At 71.4% G+C, this 15,489-nt stretch carries 14 protein-coding genes; 10 read left to right on the top strand and 4 right to left on the bottom strand.

Going from position 1 to position 15,489, the window contains the following annotated elements:
- Positions 1 to 645 precede the first annotated feature (645 nt).
- Positions 646 to 1,011, bottom strand: a complete 366-nt coding sequence (locus LRR16_RS02060) for an H-NS family nucleoid-associated regulatory protein (RefSeq protein ID WP_232204645.1) — start codon at positions 1,009 to 1,011, stop codon at positions 646 to 648.
- A 269-nt stretch (positions 1,012 to 1,280) separates the two neighbouring features.
- Here LRR16_RS02060 and LRR16_RS02055 point away from each other — a divergent pair, with 269 nt between their 5' ends.
- From LRR16_RS02055 to LRR16_RS02045, 3 genes are all read left to right on the top strand, one after another.
- A complete protein-coding gene (locus LRR16_RS02055) occupies positions 1,281 to 3,482 on the top strand; it encodes a sodium:proton antiporter (protein ID WP_232204644.1) in 2,202 nt (733 codons plus the stop codon).
- A 340-nt stretch (positions 3,483 to 3,822) separates the two neighbouring features.
- Complete coding sequence (locus LRR16_RS02050) at positions 3,823 to 4,686, top strand: NAD(P)-dependent oxidoreductase (protein ID WP_232204643.1); 864 nt, start codon at positions 3,823 to 3,825, stop codon at positions 4,684 to 4,686.
- A 247-nt stretch (positions 4,687 to 4,933) separates the two neighbouring features.
- Entirely contained in the window at positions 4,934 to 5,092 is a 159-nt protein-coding gene (locus tag LRR16_RS02045; protein WP_006577307.1) for a DUF3309 domain-containing protein, read from the top strand.
- 224 nt (positions 5,093 to 5,316) lie between these two features.
- On the opposite strand, the gene LRR16_RS02040 is transcribed toward LRR16_RS02045, so the two are convergent.
- The 3 genes from LRR16_RS02040 to LRR16_RS02030 all read right to left on the bottom strand — a co-directional run bounded on the left by LRR16_RS02040 (position 5,317) and on the right by LRR16_RS02030 (position 7,281).
- On the bottom strand, positions 5,317 to 6,105 hold the full coding sequence (locus tag LRR16_RS02040; RefSeq protein ID WP_006577306.1) for a glycosyltransferase family 2 protein: 789 nt from the start codon (positions 6,103 to 6,105) through the stop codon (positions 5,317 to 5,319).
- Positions 6,106 to 6,259: 154 nt separating this feature from the next.
- Positions 6,260 to 7,021: a 3-oxoacyl-ACP reductase FabG gene (gene fabG / locus LRR16_RS02035; RefSeq protein ID WP_232204642.1), complete on the bottom strand. Its 762-nt coding sequence runs from the start codon at positions 7,019 to 7,021 to the stop codon at positions 6,260 to 6,262.
- Complete coding sequence (locus LRR16_RS02030; protein ID WP_006577304.1) at positions 7,021 to 7,281, bottom strand: phosphopantetheine-binding protein; 261 nt, start codon at positions 7,279 to 7,281, stop codon at positions 7,021 to 7,023. The genes fabG and LRR16_RS02030 overlap by 1 nt, the downstream gene beginning before the upstream one ends.
- Before the next feature lie 300 nt (positions 7,282 to 7,581).
- On the opposite strand from LRR16_RS02030, the gene LRR16_RS02025 reads away from it, so the two are divergent.
- From LRR16_RS02025 to LRR16_RS02000, 7 genes are read left to right on the top strand one after another with little or no spacing between them, the layout of a single operon-like run.
- Positions 7,582 to 9,168: an AMP-binding protein gene (locus tag LRR16_RS02025; protein ID WP_370646737.1), complete on the top strand. Its 1,587-nt coding sequence runs from the start codon at positions 7,582 to 7,584 to the stop codon at positions 9,166 to 9,168.
- Entirely contained in the window at positions 9,165 to 9,539 is a 375-nt protein-coding gene (locus tag LRR16_RS24470; protein WP_370646736.1) for a hypothetical protein, read from the top strand. Before LRR16_RS02025 ends, LRR16_RS24470 begins: the two co-directional genes overlap by 4 nt.
- Positions 9,536 to 10,489, top strand: a complete 954-nt coding sequence (locus tag LRR16_RS02020) for an acyl-CoA synthetase (RefSeq protein ID WP_232204641.1) — start codon at positions 9,536 to 9,538, stop codon at positions 10,487 to 10,489. The genes LRR16_RS24470 and LRR16_RS02020 overlap by 4 nt, the downstream gene beginning before the upstream one ends.
- On the top strand, positions 10,489 to 11,163 hold the full coding sequence (locus LRR16_RS02015) for a LolA-related protein (RefSeq protein WP_370646735.1): 675 nt from the start codon (positions 10,489 to 10,491) through the stop codon (positions 11,161 to 11,163). Before LRR16_RS02020 ends, LRR16_RS02015 begins: the two co-directional genes overlap by 1 nt.
- Positions 11,160 to 13,754: an MMPL family transporter gene (locus LRR16_RS02010; protein ID WP_232204640.1), complete on the top strand. Its 2,595-nt coding sequence runs from the start codon at positions 11,160 to 11,162 to the stop codon at positions 13,752 to 13,754. The genes LRR16_RS02015 and LRR16_RS02010 overlap by 4 nt, the downstream gene beginning before the upstream one ends.
- Positions 13,755 to 13,759: 5 nt before the next feature.
- A complete protein-coding gene (locus LRR16_RS02005) occupies positions 13,760 to 14,623 on the top strand; it encodes a polysaccharide deacetylase family protein (RefSeq protein WP_232204720.1) in 864 nt (287 codons plus the stop codon).
- Positions 14,620 to 15,444: a methyltransferase domain-containing protein gene (locus tag LRR16_RS02000; RefSeq protein ID WP_232204639.1), complete on the top strand. Its 825-nt coding sequence runs from the start codon at positions 14,620 to 14,622 to the stop codon at positions 15,442 to 15,444. Before LRR16_RS02005 ends, LRR16_RS02000 begins: the two co-directional genes overlap by 4 nt.
- Positions 15,445 to 15,489 lie beyond the last annotated feature (45 nt).

Below are 15,489 nucleotides of genomic sequence, written 5' to 3'. Positions count from 1 at the left end.
TGGCAAGCGCGCACGCGCGCCTGCCCGGGCCCGCGAACGCGGTCCGAGACGACCAATCCATGATTTCCCCGTTTCCTCAAGGCCACGCCGGTCGCGGTCGCGTCTATCGCGCTGTCGCGCCGGCCGACTTGTCTTTTTGCTTCTTTTGCTTCTTTTGCTTCGCTGCGATGGGCGGCTGGCTCCCCGCCCGCGTGCCGGCATACGCCGGCCAAACCCACACGCCACCCTCCCCGCCGTGTCGTACACGGTAAGGCGCGGCTTCAAGGCTGTGCTGCTGGTGTTTCGGATCGCTGAGGCGTTTCCCCGATGGCCTGCCGGGACATGGCCGGGTCGGCTGCGACGGGGAAAGCGATGACGCTGACGGATTCGCGGGGCAACAACTCCCACCCCGTGGAACCTGCTCTGCGAACGCGGAGCGGATTGTCGTAGTGATTCAAAAACAACATTGTAAACAAATGTGTCTGAATCGAAACGTCTGTCTCCCTGGCCTTGCCCAGAAAGTGGAAAGCCGCGCCAGGCTTGGCCTGGCGGGCAATGGACGAGTGTATGGAAAAACCGACGAAGGGGCTTGCTGCCCTGCAATGTTCCGCCGACCCGACATGGACGGCGGCGTGCCGGCCCGCACCGCGGTGATGCCGGGGGACGTCAGCTGACGCGATAGAACTCGGGCGTCTGGCCCGCGTTGACGGCCCGCTGCAGCCAGTCCGGCATCTCGCCGGTGCCATCCCAGCACTGGCCCAATGCATTGCGATACAGAACGCCGGCAGGCTCGGGCGGCGCGGCGTTGTTCGCGGCGGGGGTGGCAGCCGAAGGAGCGGGCGAAGGAGCGGCCGACGATGATGGGGCCGGGGTGGCCGACGTTGGCGTATCGGCGGCGCGGCCGCGTTCGGTCCGGCCGCTGCCGGAGAAACAACCGGCCGCGACCAGATCGTCCAGCGACAGGCCATAACGATCCATCTGCGCGCGCACCCAGGCGGCCGCGGCTAGTCGGGCTTCATCGAACTCGGACATGGCGTTTTCGTGCACGCTGCCGACCCGAGGCGGCCGACAGGCTAGGAGGACAACAGAAGGACCCGGCGGTGCCGGTCGAACATCGCGATTCTACAGGCTCGGCGCCGATACGCCCTGCCGGCGCGGCAAAACCTTGAATTGCGCCACGCCTTCGCGCTAAGGTCGAGCCTCTCTTTCGCCGCAAGCCAGGATTCCTCCGTGTTGTCGTTGCCGCTCGCCTTCCCGCCTCTGCGCCGATGCCATGCCACGCGCGCCAGGAGCGCGCGCCCGTGAACATCATCGTCGACGTACTGATCCTGCTCGGCGCCCTGCTGGCCATCGTCGCGGTGGTCCAGGTCGCCGCGGCCAGGCTGCGGTTTCCGGAATCGACGCTGCTGTCGGGGATCGGCATCGCCATTGGCGCGGGCTATGTGGCGATCGACGCCACGCTGCCCGAGTTCGCCGAGCACTTCCTGCATCCGCTGATCGATCCGTCGCTGCCGCCCGAAGCCTATCTGTGGATCTTCCTGCCGCCGCTGCTGTTCCATGCGGCGCTGACCGCCGACGTGCGCAGCATGCTGCCGGACGCGGCGCCGATCCTGTTGCTGGCGGTGGTGGCCGTGGTGGTCGCCACCGGCGTGATCGGCGTGGTCACCGCGGCGGCCAGCGGCATGAACCTGGTGGTCTGCCTGCTGCTCGGCGCGGTGGTGGCGACCACCGACCCGGCCGCGGTGATCGCGATCTTTCGCGATGTCGGCGCGCCGGCCCGGCTGATCCGGCTGGTCGAGGGCGAGAGCCTGCTGAACGACGCCGCGGCGATCGCGCTGGTCGGCGTGCTGATCGCGATGCTGACCGGTCACGGCGCCGAAGCGACGCTCGCCGCCGGCCTGACCGAGCTGGCCTGGGCCTTCGGCGGCGGCATGGTATGCGGCCTGATTGCCGGCCGCCTGCTGGCCGAGCTGCTGCCGGCGCTGGCCGGCCTTGCGGTCGCCGAGGCCGCGCTGACGCTGGCGCTGCCCTATCCGCTCTATCTGCTGGCCGAGCAGCTGCTGCATGTGTCCGGCGTAGTCGCCGTGGTCTGCGCCGGGCTGACCCTCGGCGCGCTGGGTCCGACCCGGCTGAATCCGCCGAACTGGCGGCACCTGCGCATGATCTGGGAACAGTTCGCCGGGATCGCGGGCGCGGTGGTCTTCCTGCTGGCCGCGGTGCGCGTGCCGGCGCTGCTGCAGGGTGTCACGCCGCACCACGGCTGGCTGCTGTTGGCGCTGGTGGCGGCCGCGCTGCTGGCGCGTCTGGCGACGCTGTTCGGCCTGCTGCCGGTGCTGACCTGGCTGCGGCTGTCCGCGCCGATCGACTCGGCGTACAAGCTGGCGATCGCCTGGGGCGGGCTGCGCGGCGCGGTCACGCTGGTGCTGGCGCTGGGCATCGCCGAGAACCGCGCGCTGCCGCTGGAAACGCGCCATTTCGTCGCGATCCTGGCGACCGGCTTCGTGCTGGTCAGCCTGCTGGTCAACGGCACCACGCTGCGCTGGCTGATCCGCCGGCTCGAACTGGACCGGCTGTCGCCGCAGGAACTGGCGCTGCAGCGCCAGGCGATCCGGCTGTCGACCGAGGAGGTCGAGAGCGCGCTCGATCGGCTGGCCGACAGCTTCGGGCTGCCGCCGTCGGCCGCGCGCGAGGTCGCCGCGCATTACCGGCGCGACATCGAGCTGGGCTCGGCCGATTTCGATTTCGACAGCGCGCTGTCCGAGCGCGCGCGGCTGTCGATCGGGCTGGTCACGCTGGCGACGCGCGAGAGCGAGCTGATCCCCGAATACGGCAACGGCGTGGTGTCGGTCGCCAACCTCGACGCGATGATGCGAAACACCGCGCAGATGATCGACGCCGCGCGCGAACAGGGCCGCATCGGCTACAACCGCGCCGCCCGCCACATCCTCGACTACCAGAAGAGCTTTCGCATCGCGCTGTTCCTGCACCGGCGCCTGTCGATCGACCGGCCGCTGGCGCGCGTGCTGGCCGACCGCTTCGAACTGATGATCGTGCGCCAGACCGTGCTGCAGCGGCTGCGGCAATACAACCGCGCGATGCTGTCGCCGGTGTTCGGCGCACGCATGGCCACCGTGCTCGACGGCGTGCTCGAGGACCGCTTCCACGCCGCCGAACAGGCGCTGCAGCAAATGCGCGAGGAGTTCGGCAGCTATACCGTCGCGCTGGAGAAGCGGATGCTGATGCTGTTCGCACTGCGCAAGGGCCAGCACGAGCTGCAGGCGATGCGCGAGGAGAACGTGATTTCGCGCGAGGCCTACAACCAGATCGCGCGCGCGATCCGCCAGGCGTGGGAAGCCAATCTGGCGCGGCCGCCGCTGCGCGGCAGCTTCGGCGACGGCGCACGCACGCGCCCCCCGCCCGCCAAGGTGCCGACGCCCCGCGCGCCGGGCGAGATCGCGCCGGCGAATCTCGATGGGGGCGATGCGGGGATCGATGGGCGTTAGTCTGTGGTGAGCCTGCCCTCTCCCCCACCCCTCTCCCGCAAGCGGGAGAGGGGAGCCCACATGCCAGTGCCCCGGCTCATCCAATGCTTGGACCGACCCTCCTCGCCCGCAAGCGGGAAAGAGAGCCCACATGCCGGTGCCCCGTCTCTCCAATGCTTGCGACCGGCTCCCCTCTCCCGCTTGCGGGAGAGGGGCTGGGGGAGAGGGCAAACAGCGCCCGTATACTGATGCCCCTGGCGCGCCGCGCATCCTCCGGTCGGGCGCCCCACCCCAACGCGCGGCACAGCGCGTCTCACCGATCTTTCCCTTCCACATTCGATAACAACACGGAGTAGCAGTCATGCGTGTCGCATTCCTCGGCCTCGGCGTCATGGGCTTTCACATGGCCGGCCATCTGGCCGCCAAGGGGCATCAGGTCACGGTCTACAACCGCACCGCCAGCAAGGCCCAGGCGTGGGTCGAGCGCTTCGGCGGCCAGTCGGCCGCCACGCCGGCGCTGGCCGCGCGCGATGCCGAGCTGGTCTGCAGCTGCGTCGGCAACGACGACGACCTGCGCGCGGTGCTGACCGGTCCGGACGGCGCCTTCGACGGCGCGCCGGCCGGCAGCATCTTCGTCGACCACACCACCGCCAGCGCCAACGTGGCGCGCGAACTGTACGAGCGGGCCAAGGAGCGCGGGCTGCATTTCATCGATGCGCCGGTATCCGGCGGCGAGTCCGGCGCGCAGAACGGCGTGCTGACCGTGATGTGCGGCGGCGACGAGGCGGTGTTCGCGCGCGCCGAGCCGGTTATTTCGGCCTTCGCCCGCGCGGTCACGCGCATCGGCGGCCCAGGCACCGGGCAGCTGGCCAAGATGGTCAACCAGATCTCGATTGCGGGCCTGCTCGAAGGGCTGTCCGAGGCGATCGCCTTCGGCCAGCGCGCCGGGCTCGACATGCCGCTGGTGCTGTCGGTGATCAGCAAGGGCGCCGCCGGTTCGTGGCAGCTCGAAAACCGCGGACCGACGATGGTCGAAGGCAAGTTCGACTTCGGTTTCGCGGTCGACTGGATGCGCAAGGACCTGGGCCTGTGCCTGGACGAGGCGCGCCGCAACGGCGCCACGCTGCCGGTCACCGCGCTGGTCGACCAGTTCTACGCCGAACTGCAGCGCGACGGCGGCGGCCGCGACGATACCTCGTCGCTGATCCGGCGCCTGCGCCAGTAAGCCAGCGGCGCGGGATCGGCACGCGGACCGGGGTGGCCGGCGACCGCGCGCGGTGGCGCGTCGTCCCGCGTCGTCCGATTCCTACATGGCTTTCAGCGCCGGACCGGGTGGGAGCCCGTGGGCGCGGGTCTATCGTTGAAGCAACCGGGAGCGGACCCCGAGGCGGCCGGGCAGCGCCAAGGGGTGGCACGGTACTGAAGAGCAACGAACAAACCCGCCAGGCTAGCCCTCGGCAAAGGAGCCTCCCATGACACTAGGCACCATCCTCCTGATCGTGCTGATCATCCTGTTGATCGGCGCGCTGCCTTCGTGGCCCTACAGCAGCGGCTGGGGCTACTGGCCCAGCGGCGGGCTTGGCCTGATCCTGCTGATCGTGATCGCCCTGGTCGTCATGGGCAGGTTGTAGCGCGCGGCATCGAAGCACGCGCGGTACCGGTAGGCCTGCCCGCCGCCTTGTTTGGGGACAGGGGGCGACGGGCAGGTGAAAAGGCGGTCGAGAGACCGCCTTTTCTTTTTGGGTGCCGCGATGTCGGGATGCCGCGATGGACCGCGAGTGCCGTTTTCCCTCTCCCCCGGCCCCTCTCCCGCGTCGCGGGAGAGGGGAGCAAACCGTAGGGAATTCGAGATGGATCAGGCCGCGGGCTTCGTTCCCGCGCTGCCGCGTTCGCCGAGCCGGCGCAGCGCCAGCATCGGCAGGCGCAGCAGGAAGCCGAACACCAGCCGGACATGCATCGACGTCAGCAGGATGTTGTCGCGCACATAGTGGAAGTGCGAGACGCCGCCCTCGTCCTCGCGGAAATAGCGCACCGGGGTATCGATGTTGATCGGCCGCACGCCCCGCCAGCACAGCCGGATCGCGACCTCGGGGTCGAAGTCCATGCGCCGCATCCAGCGGTTGCCCCGCATCACCGCGCACAGCGGCGCGATCGGATAGACGCGGAAGCCGTACAGCGAATCGCCGATGCCGGCCCACAGCGTCTCGAGGTCGGCGAACACATTGCTCAGGCGCCGTCCGTAGACCCGCGCGCGCGGCGCGCTGTCGTCGAACACCGGCTTGCCGAGCACCATCGCGTCGGGATTGCGGCGCGACAGCTCGAGCATCTTGCCGATCATCGCGGCAGGATGCTGCCCATCGGAATCCATCGTCAGCGCGTGCGTAAAGCCCTCCGCGGCGGCCTGTTCCAGCCCGTGCAGCACCGCGGCGCCCTTGCCGCGGTTCTTCGGCAGCACCAGCACGCGCAAGCCGGGATCGGCCTCGGCCTGCTGCTGCAGCCATTCGGTGCTGCCGTCGGTACTGCCGTCGACGACGACCCAGACCGGGTTCCATTGGGCTCGCGCCTCGCGCACGACCTCGCGCACCTTGGGGCCGGGGTTGTAGCTCGGGATGATCACCAGATGCGTGGTCGAACGTTCGGTCATGCGGCCGTGCTCCATCAATGTGTTGTCCCTGGCCGGCGTGGCGCGCTGCGCGTCCGCCGGCCCCTGCCTGCGCACTGCTCCTTTCTCCTCGACGTTTGTGCCGTACCGTTGGTTCCTTGCTTCGTTCCGGTTTGTTCCGCTTCGTCCCTTTGGCCTAGCCGGTCGCCATGCCGCCGTTGATCGACAGCACCTGCCCCGTGACATAGGCGGCGGCCTCGGACACCAGATAGGCCACCATCGCCGCCACCTCTTCCGGCTGGCCGGCGCGGCCCATCGGCACCAGCTCGCGGATCCGCTCCGGCGGGAAGGCCGGCTGCGCCATCGGCGAATCGACGATGCCGGGCGCCACCGCGTTGACCGTGACGCCGCGCGAAGCCATCTCGATCGCCAGCGAACGCGTGGCCGCAATCACGCCCGCCTTGGCTGCAGCATAGTTCACCTGACCGCGATTGCCGATCAGGCCTGCCACCGAGGCGATATTGACGATGCGTCCCCAGCGGGTCCGCATGATCGGCATCAGCAGGGGCTGGGTCACGTTGAAGAAGCCGTGCAGCGAGACGTCGATGACGCGGCGCCATTGCTCGCGTGTCATGCCGACCATCGGGGCGTCGTCGTGGATGCCGGCGTTGTTGACCAGCACCTGTACCGGACCTTCGGCGAGGATGCGCTGCAGCGCCTGCTCGGTGGCATCGGCGTCAGTCACGTCGAAGGCGATCGCCTCGGCCTCGCCACCGGCGGCACGGATGCGCTCGGCGACCTGCCGCGCCTCGTCCAGGCGCCGGTTGGCATGGACCCAGACGCGGCAGCCGCCGGCGGCGAGGGTCTGGCAGATCGCCTGTCCGAGCGCGCCGCTGCCGCCGGTGACGAGAGCCAGCTTGCGGGCGGGCGCGGGCGCCGTCCGGGGCGTGCGGGGCATCAGCGGGTACGGTTGGCGGCGGTGTAGGCCGCCAGGCTGCCCAGCGTGGCGAAGATCGTCTTGTTGTCCGGATTGTCCGAGCGCAGCTCGAATCCGTACTTTTTGGAGATCAGGAGTGCAATTTCCAGCACATCGATCGAATCGAGGCCGAAGCCTTCGCCATACAGCGGCGTATCGGCCGTGACCTGGTCCAGCGTCAGCTCGGTAATGTCCAGTTCGCCGAGAATCATCCGGGCCAGTTCGATTTCGAGATCGGTCATTGTCGCTAAATGTAAGTTATGTCGTCGCGGCGGCGGCCGGGGCCCGGCCCGGGGCCGCGCAAAGCCGTGGGGTATACTGCGGCACCGCCTTCGGGCGCAATGCTACCAAGCCCTCCGGGTTCGCTCCATACGGGTGAAATTTGGTAACAACCTCGCCGCCACGGCGAGAAACGGAACCCCCACACTTCGGGTCTTCCAGCCATAGTCCCCAAGAAGATCGATGACCGGACCGCTTCGCCGCCGCCGTGGGAGCGCCAGACTGCCCTCCCCGATCCCGGCCGAAGCCCCGACCGCGCCGCCATGCCAGTGTCCCGCATTCCGCGCCGATCGCGCCCACAGAATTTCGCCGCCCGCCGTGCCGGCGCCGCCGCGGCGAACCCGTCCGCCGGGACGCTGCCGCTGATCTCGCATACCCGCGGCGACCAGATCGTCGCCTACCGGGACGGCGCCCCGGTCACCGTGGCGCGCTTTCTGGCCGACGTCCGCGACCTGGCATCCCGCCTGCCGGCCGGCCGCCACGTCTTCAATATGTGCGCGGACCGCTACCTCTTCACGGTCGGCCTGTGCGCCAGCCTGCTCGCCGACAAGATCAGCCTGCTGCCGCCCGCGCATACGCCGGAGATGGTCCGCGAGCTGGCCACATTCGCGCCCGACACCTTCTGCCTGTACGACGGCGCCGGCTGCCACTGCAACGCCGGCTGCCATGCCGGCGACAGCGCTGGCGGCGCCAGCGGCGGACTGCCGGGCATGCGCGTGACGCTGCCGGCCACGCACGAAGCCCAATCGGACGACGCGCTGGCCGTGACGATCCCCCGGATCCCGGCCGATCGCACCCTCGCCTATCTGTTTACGTCGGGCTCGACCGGCCTGCCGATGCCGCATCGCAAGAGCTGGGGGGCGATGGTGCGCAATGCGCAGGCCGCGGCGGCCCGGCTCGGCATCGATGCGCTGGCCGGCGCGACGCTGGTCGGCACGGTGCCGGCGCAGCACATGTACGGCCTCGAATGCACGGTGATGCTGGCGCTGCACGGCGGCGTCGCCTTGAGCGCGGCCCATCCGTTCTACCCCTACGATGTCGCCGCCGCGCTGGCCGCGGTGCCGGGGCCGCGCGTGCTGGTGGCCTCGCCGGTGCATCTGCGCACGCTGCAGCTGTCGCCGGTCGAGCTGCCGGCGCTGGCGCGGCTGCTGTCGGCGACGGCCCCGCTGGCGCCGCGGCTGGCGCGCGACATCGAGGCGCGCACCGGCGCGCCGCTGCTGGAAATCTACGGCAGCACCGAGACCGGCCACATCGCCACGCGCCGCACCGCGCACGATGCCGCCTGGCAGCTGCTACCGGGCTTGACGCTGCGCCTCGAGCGCGCGCCGGGTGCGCAAGCCGCAGCCGATGGCGACGATGCCGAAGACGGCCCGGGCTGGCTGGCGAGCGGCGCCCATCTGGCCCAGCCGGTGGCGCTGAACGACGCGATCGAGCCGCTCGACGCGCACCGCTTCCTGCTGCACGGCCGCAAGGCCGACCTGATCAAGATCGCCGGCAAGCGCACGTCGCTGGCCTATCTGAACCATCATCTGAACGCGATTCCGGGCGTGGTCGACGGCGTCTTCCATCTGCCGCGCAGCGAGACACCGGGCGGGCTGGGCAAGGAGGCGCGGCTGACCGCGCTGGTCGTCGCGCCGGGCCTGAACACCGCCGATATCGTGCAGGCGCTGCGCGCGCGCATCGATCCGGTGTTCCTGCCGCGGCGCGTGTTCTTCGTCGACAGCCTGCCGCGCAATGCCACCGGCAAGCTGCCGCGCGACCTGCTCGAGCCACTGGTCGCGCGGCTGCTCAGCGGCCAGGCGGCGCGCCGCGACGATCGCGCGCCCACCACCGTCCTCGGGCCGGCATGAACAGCGCCGGCGTCTTCACCATCGAAGCCGGCCACCCGGCGTTGCCGGGACACTTTCCCGGCCAGCCGATCGTCCCCGGCGTGGTGCTGCTTGACCACGCGGTGCTGCGCATCGCCGCCGCGCTGGGCCGTGCGCCCCAGCCTTCCCGCCTTGCCTCGGTCAAGTTCCTGGCGACGGTGACGCCGAACGAGCCGGTCACGGTTCGCTATGCCAGCGTCGGCGATGACCCGGCCGGCGACCAGGCCGACCACCACGCCAGCCACCAGGCCGAGCACACGGTCCGCTTCGAGCTCGAAGGTCCAGGACGCACCGTCGCCATCGGCATGCTGACGCTGCCGGGCGCGGCCGGGCCCACCGACGCGGTGGTATGACGGCACCGGACAACAGCCACGCGGCGCCGGCCGACGACTGGAGCAGCCAGCCCGAGCGCAGCCATCTGCGCCTGCTGCGCGCGATGCGCTGGCTGTCGCTGCGGCTGGGCCGGCGCGCCAGCCGCACGCTGCTGTGGCCCGTGGTGGCGGTCTACCTGCTGATCTCGCCGGGCGCGCGCCGCACCTCGCGCCTGTACCTGTCGCGCGCGCTCGGACGCCCGGCCGACCTGATCGACCTGCTCCGCCAGGGCTTCGCCTTCGCCTCGACGATCCATGACCGTGTCTATCTGCTGAACGGCCGCCTGGACCTGTTCGATATCCGGGTCCATGGCGAGCCGGTCATCCAGCAGGCCATCGCGCGCGGCGACGGCGCCTTCCTGTTCGGCGCCCATCTGGGCAGCTTCGAGGCGGTGCGCACGGTCGGCCTGCGTTATCCGGCGCTGCGGCTGGCGGTGATGATGTACCAGGACAATGCCAGCCGCCTCAACGACGTGCTGGCGGCGATCAATCCCGCGGTGCGGCAGGACGTGATCGCGCTGGGCCGGCTCGACGCGATGCTGCAGGCGCGCGACTACCTGGAGCGCGGCTATCTGCTCGGCCTGCTCGCGGACCGCACGCTGACCCGGCTCGCCACCGATCCGCCGCGGCACTGCGAATTCCTCGGTACGCCGGCGCCCTTCGCCACCGGGCCGCTGCGGATGGCGGCGATGCTGCGCCGGCCGGTGCTGTTCATGACCGGCCTGTACCGCGGGGGCAACCGCTACGACATCCACTTCGACACGATCGCCGACTTCTCGGCGACGCCGGCCGCCGAGCGCGAGGCCGCCATCGAGGCCGCGCTGCGCCGCTATGTCGCGCTGCTGGAGCGGCATTGCCGGGCGGCGCCATACAACTGGTTCAATTTCTACGATTTCTGGCAGGCGCCGGCGCGCCCGCCTGCAAACGGATGATGCCGATCAGCAGCCCATTCGAAAGCCTTCGCTTGCCTACCTTCGGTGCCGCCCTTCGTCTGGGCGCGGCGTGCTGCCTGGCGCTGGCCGGCCTGCTGCCGCAAGCCGGTGCCGCGGCCCCGGCGGTGACGTCGACCGCGACGGCCCCGGCCCGCGCCGATGCCGCCTGGAGCGTGGACCGGCTGATGGCGACGCTGGCGCGGCAGCCTTCGGGCAACGCGCGCTTCGTCGAAAAGAAGTACATGGCGATGCTCGAGCGCCCGCTGGAGTCGAGCGGCGAACTGCGCTTCGTCGCCCCCGATCGGCTGGAGAAGCGCACGCTGGCGCCCAAGCCCGAGACGCTGCTGGTGCAGGGCGACATGCTGACGGTCGAGCGGGCGGGCCGCAAGACCACCATTCCGCTTGGCAACCATCCCGAGCTCGCCGGCTTCATCGAGAGCCTGCGCGGCACGCTGGCCGGCAACCGGCAGGCGCTGGAGCAGTACTACCGGCTCGCGCTGGAAGGCAGCGCCAAGCGGTGGACGCTGACGCTGACGCCGTCGGACAGCCGCATGGCGGCCGCCATCGCGGCGATCCGCATCGACGGCGCCGGCGAACGGCTCGAGCGCGTCGAGATCCGCCAGGCCGACGGGGACCGCTCGGTGATGACCATCGTGCCGACCGGCGGCCAATGAGCGCGGCGAGCCAGCGTTTGCACCGAAGGACGCTGCCGGCGCGGCTGGCGGTTGCGCTCTGGCTGGCCTTCATGCTGGCTTGCGCCGCCATCGCCGCGCGCACCACCTTCACGGCCGACCTGTCCGCCTTCCTGCCGCGCGCGCCGACCGCCGAACAGCAACTGCTGGTCGATCAGCTGCGCGATGGCCTGGTGTCAAGGCTGCTGCTGATCGGCATCGAAGGCGGCGCCGGGCAGGACCAGGATGGCGCGCGGCGCGCGGCGCTGTCGAAGGCGCTGGCGGGCAAGCTGCGCGGCGATTCCCGCTTTGCCGCGATCGACAACGGCGAGCCGGTCAACCGCGAGCGCGACCAGCGCTATCTGTTCGCCAACCGCTATCTGCTCAGTCCCGCCGTCACGCCCGAGCGCTTCACCGAGGCGGGCCTGCGCGCGGCCGTCGGCGACACCATCGACCTGCTCGGCTCGTCGGCCGGGCTGATGATCAAGCCGCTGTTGCCGCGCGATCCGACCGGCGAGATCGCGACGCTGCTGGCCGATCTCGATCCCGGCCACGGCGCCGCGACGCGGGACGGCGTCTGGGCCTCGCGCGACGGCCGCCGCGCGGTGCTGCTGGCGCAGACCGCCGCGCCCGGGTCGGACCTCGACGCGCAGGCGCAGGCGATGGCGGCGATCCGCACCGCGTTTGCCACGGCGGTGGCCGAGACCGCGACCAAGGCCGGCGAATTCCGCCTGGTGATGTCCGGGCCCGGCGCGATCGGCGTGCAGACGCGCGACACCATCCGTGCCGAAGTCGAGCGGCTGTCGACGATCGGCGTGGCCGTGATCGTTGCGCTGCTGTGGTTCGTCTACCGCTCGCCGACCGCCCTGGCGCTGGGGCTGGTGCCGGTGCTGTCCGGCGTGCTGGCGGGCATTGCCGCGGTCAGCCTCGGGTTCGGCATGGTCCACGGGCTGACGCTGGGGTTCGGCACCACGCTGATCGGCGAGTCGGTCGACTACGCGATCTATCTGTTTGCCCAGACCGCGCAGGACCGGGATGACGAGGCGCCGGCCGACACCGGCACTGCCGCCGCGCGCGAACGCTGGACGCGCGCCTTCTGGCCCACGGTACGCCTGGGCGTGCTGACATCGGTCTGCGGCTTCGCCTCGCTGCTGCTGTCCGGTTTTCCGGGGCTGGCGCAGCTCGGCCTGTTCTCGATCGCTGGGCTCGCCACCGCCGCGCTGGTCACGCGCTTCGTGCTGCCGCAGCTGATCCCGGCGCGCTGGCGCATGCGCGATCTGCGCCCGCTCGGCAGCCGGCTGGCGCGCATCGCGGCCCATGCGCCGCGGCTGCGTTGGCCCGCGCTGGCGCTGGTGCTGGCCGCCGCGCTCGCGCTGGTGTGGCTGGTCGCCGTGCAACGCACGCCGTTGTGGAGCCAGGAACTGACTTCGCTGAGCCCGGTGCCGGCCGACGCGCAGGCGCTCGATGCCGGCCTGCGCGCCGACCTCGGCGCCCCGGATGTGCGCTATCTGATCACCGTGTCGGCGGCCACCGAACAGGGCGCGCTGCAGGGCGCCGAGCGCGTCGGCGCGCAACTGGCGCCGCTGGTCGCGCAGGGTGTGATCGGCGGCTACGACAGCCCCGCGCGCTTCCTGCCAAGCGAGGCGACGCAGCGCGCGCGGCAGGCCGCGCTGCCGCCGCGCGACGAACTGGCCGGCAGGCTGCAGGCCGCGGTGGCCAAGCTGCCGGTCAAGCCGGCGCTGTTCGCGCCCTTCCTCGACGAGGCCGCGCGCGTGCGCGAGATGCCGCCGCTGACGCGGGCCGATCTGCGCGGCACGTCGATGGCGCTGGCGGTCGATGCGCTGCTGACCGAGCACGACGGCCGCTGGACCGCGACGCTGCCGCTGCGCGCGCCAGCCTCGGCCAAGGCAGGCGATGCCGGCACAAGTTCGGCGGCAAGTTCGGCGGCAGGTTCGGCGCCAAGCGAGGAACCGGCCGCCGCACCGATCCCCACGGCGATCCCCACGGCGATCCGCGCCGCGATCGCCAGGGCCGGCGTCGCCGATGCGCTGTTCGTCGACCTGAAGGGCGAATCGGACCGGCTCTACGCCGGCTATCTGCACGAGGCGCTGCGGCTGTCGCTGGGCGGGGCCGCCGCCATCGCGATGCTGCTGCTGGTGGCGCTGCGTTCGCCGCGCCGCGTGCTGGCGACGCTGCTGCCGCTGGCCGCCGCCGCGCTGGTCGTGATCGCCGGGCTGGCGCTGGCCGGCAAGACGCTGTCGCTGCTGCATCTGGTCGGCATGCTGCTGCTGGTCGCGGTGGGCTCGAACTACGCGCTGTTCTTCAACGGCGCGGCCGGAACGGCCGGGCCGAACGAGCCCGCGGCCATCGCGCCGCGCACGCTGGTCTCGCTGCTGCTGGCCAACCTGACCACGGTGGCGGCCTTCGGTCTGCTAGGCTTATCACATCTGCCGCTGTTGCAGGCCTTCGGCCAGACGGTCGGTCCGGGCGCGGTGCTGGCGCTGCTGTTCTCGGCGGTGTTTGCACCGGCGGCCATGCTGGGTGCCTCGCCCCGTCCGACCGCGGCCGGTCACGATCAGGAGGCAAGACCATGACGCGCATGCGCAATCCCTATCCGGGGCCGCACTCGACCGCCTCGACCGCCTCGGCCGCCGCGCCCGGTGCGGTCCGCAGCTGGCGGCCGTCGGCGCTGATCGGCGGCGCGGCCGCCGTCCATCTGGGCGCGGTGGCCGCGGTGCTCGCCCAACCGGCGACGCTGCCGTGGGCGGCCGGCTCGGTGGTCGCGGCCAATCTGCTGCTGGCCGGCGCCGGGCTGTGGCCGCGCAGTACGCTGCTGGGACCGAACCTGCTGCGGCTTCCGCCCAGCGCCGGCCACAGCATCGCGCTGACCTTCGACGACGGTCCCAATCCCGACGTCACGCCGGCCGTGCTGGACCTGCTCGATGCGCACGGCGCCCGCGCCACCTTCTTCTGCATCGGCGAACGCGCGCTGCGCCATCCCGAGCTGGTGGCCGACATCGTGCGCCGCGGCCATGCGATCGAAAACCATACCCAGCACCACTGGCTGCACTTCTCGACGTTCGGCCCGGGCCGCATCACGCGCGAGGTCGGCGACGCGCAGCGTTTGCTGACCGAACTGACCGGGCAGGTGCCGCGCTTTTTCCGCGCGCCAGCGGGCCTGCGCAATCCGCTGCTGGAGCCCGCGCTGTGCCGGCATGGGCTGCGGCTGGCCAGTTGGACGCGGCGCGGCTTCGATACCTTCCGCGGCGGCGATCCGGACAAGGTCGAGGCGCGGCTGCTGAAGGACCTGGCCGCGCGCGACATCCTGCTGATGCATGACGGCAACCCGGGCACCGACCGTGCCGGCACGCCGATGATCCTGGTCGTGCTGCCGCGCGTGCTGCGCGCCATCGACCGGGCGGGCTTGCGCTACGTGACGCTGCGCGAGGCGGTGCCGGCATGACGCGCTGGACCGATGCCGCCGGCCAGGCCGGCGAGGCGTTGATCGCGCGGGCCAGCGCGCGCTACCGGGCGGCCGATCCCTTTGCCCTGCATTTCGCCCGCTTCAAGCTGCGCAACGATCCGGTCTTCGCGATCGCGCTGGCACAGGGCGTGATCCCCGACGGCGCGCGCATTCTCGATATCGGCTGCGGCCAGGGGCTGCTGGCGAGCTGGCTGCTGGCGGCGACGCAATGCCACCCGGACAGCTGGCCGTCGGGCTGGCCGGCACCGCCGGTGCCGCGCTCCTATCTGGGCATCGAACTGACACCGGCCGACGCCGAACGCGCGCGCGCGGCGCTGGCCGAGCCGGGCCCGTGGCCGACGGAAATCCGCCAGGCCGACGCCCGTGCCGCGGTGGCCGAGGTCGCCGCGGCCTGCGACCTGGTGGTGCTGCTCGACGTGCTGCACTACATCGACCGCCCCGCGCAGGAGGCGCTGCTGCGCGACGCGCTGCGCTGCCTGGCGCCGGGCGGCCGGCTGCTGCTGCGGGTCGGCGATGCCAGCGCGGGCTGGCGCGCCCGCTACAGCCGCGCGGTCGACCGCGTGGTGCAGTGGCTGCGCGCCGGCCGCACCAGCCCGCTGACCTGCCGGCCCGCCGACGAATGGCGCGCGCTGCTGCGCGGCATGGGCATGACGCTGCGCGAGGTGCCACTGCCGCGCGACGCGCATGGCGCCAATGTGCTGATGGTCGGCACGCTGCACGCGCAACAGCAGAAGCCCGCGCATACGGCACAGGTCCGGCACGGCACCGTGGCGTCCGCCGGCGAACTGGAGCCGCTTTGATACAATCGCGCCGCCCGTTGGTGCGGGCCACCGACCGCAACGCCG

The organism is Cupriavidus sp. UGS-1 (assembly GCF_021213615.1).
GTDB lineage: Bacteria > Pseudomonadota > Gammaproteobacteria > Burkholderiales > Burkholderiaceae > Cupriavidus.
Note: the sequence above shows the minus strand (reverse complement) of the source record. Positions and strands in the feature narration are given on the sequence as shown.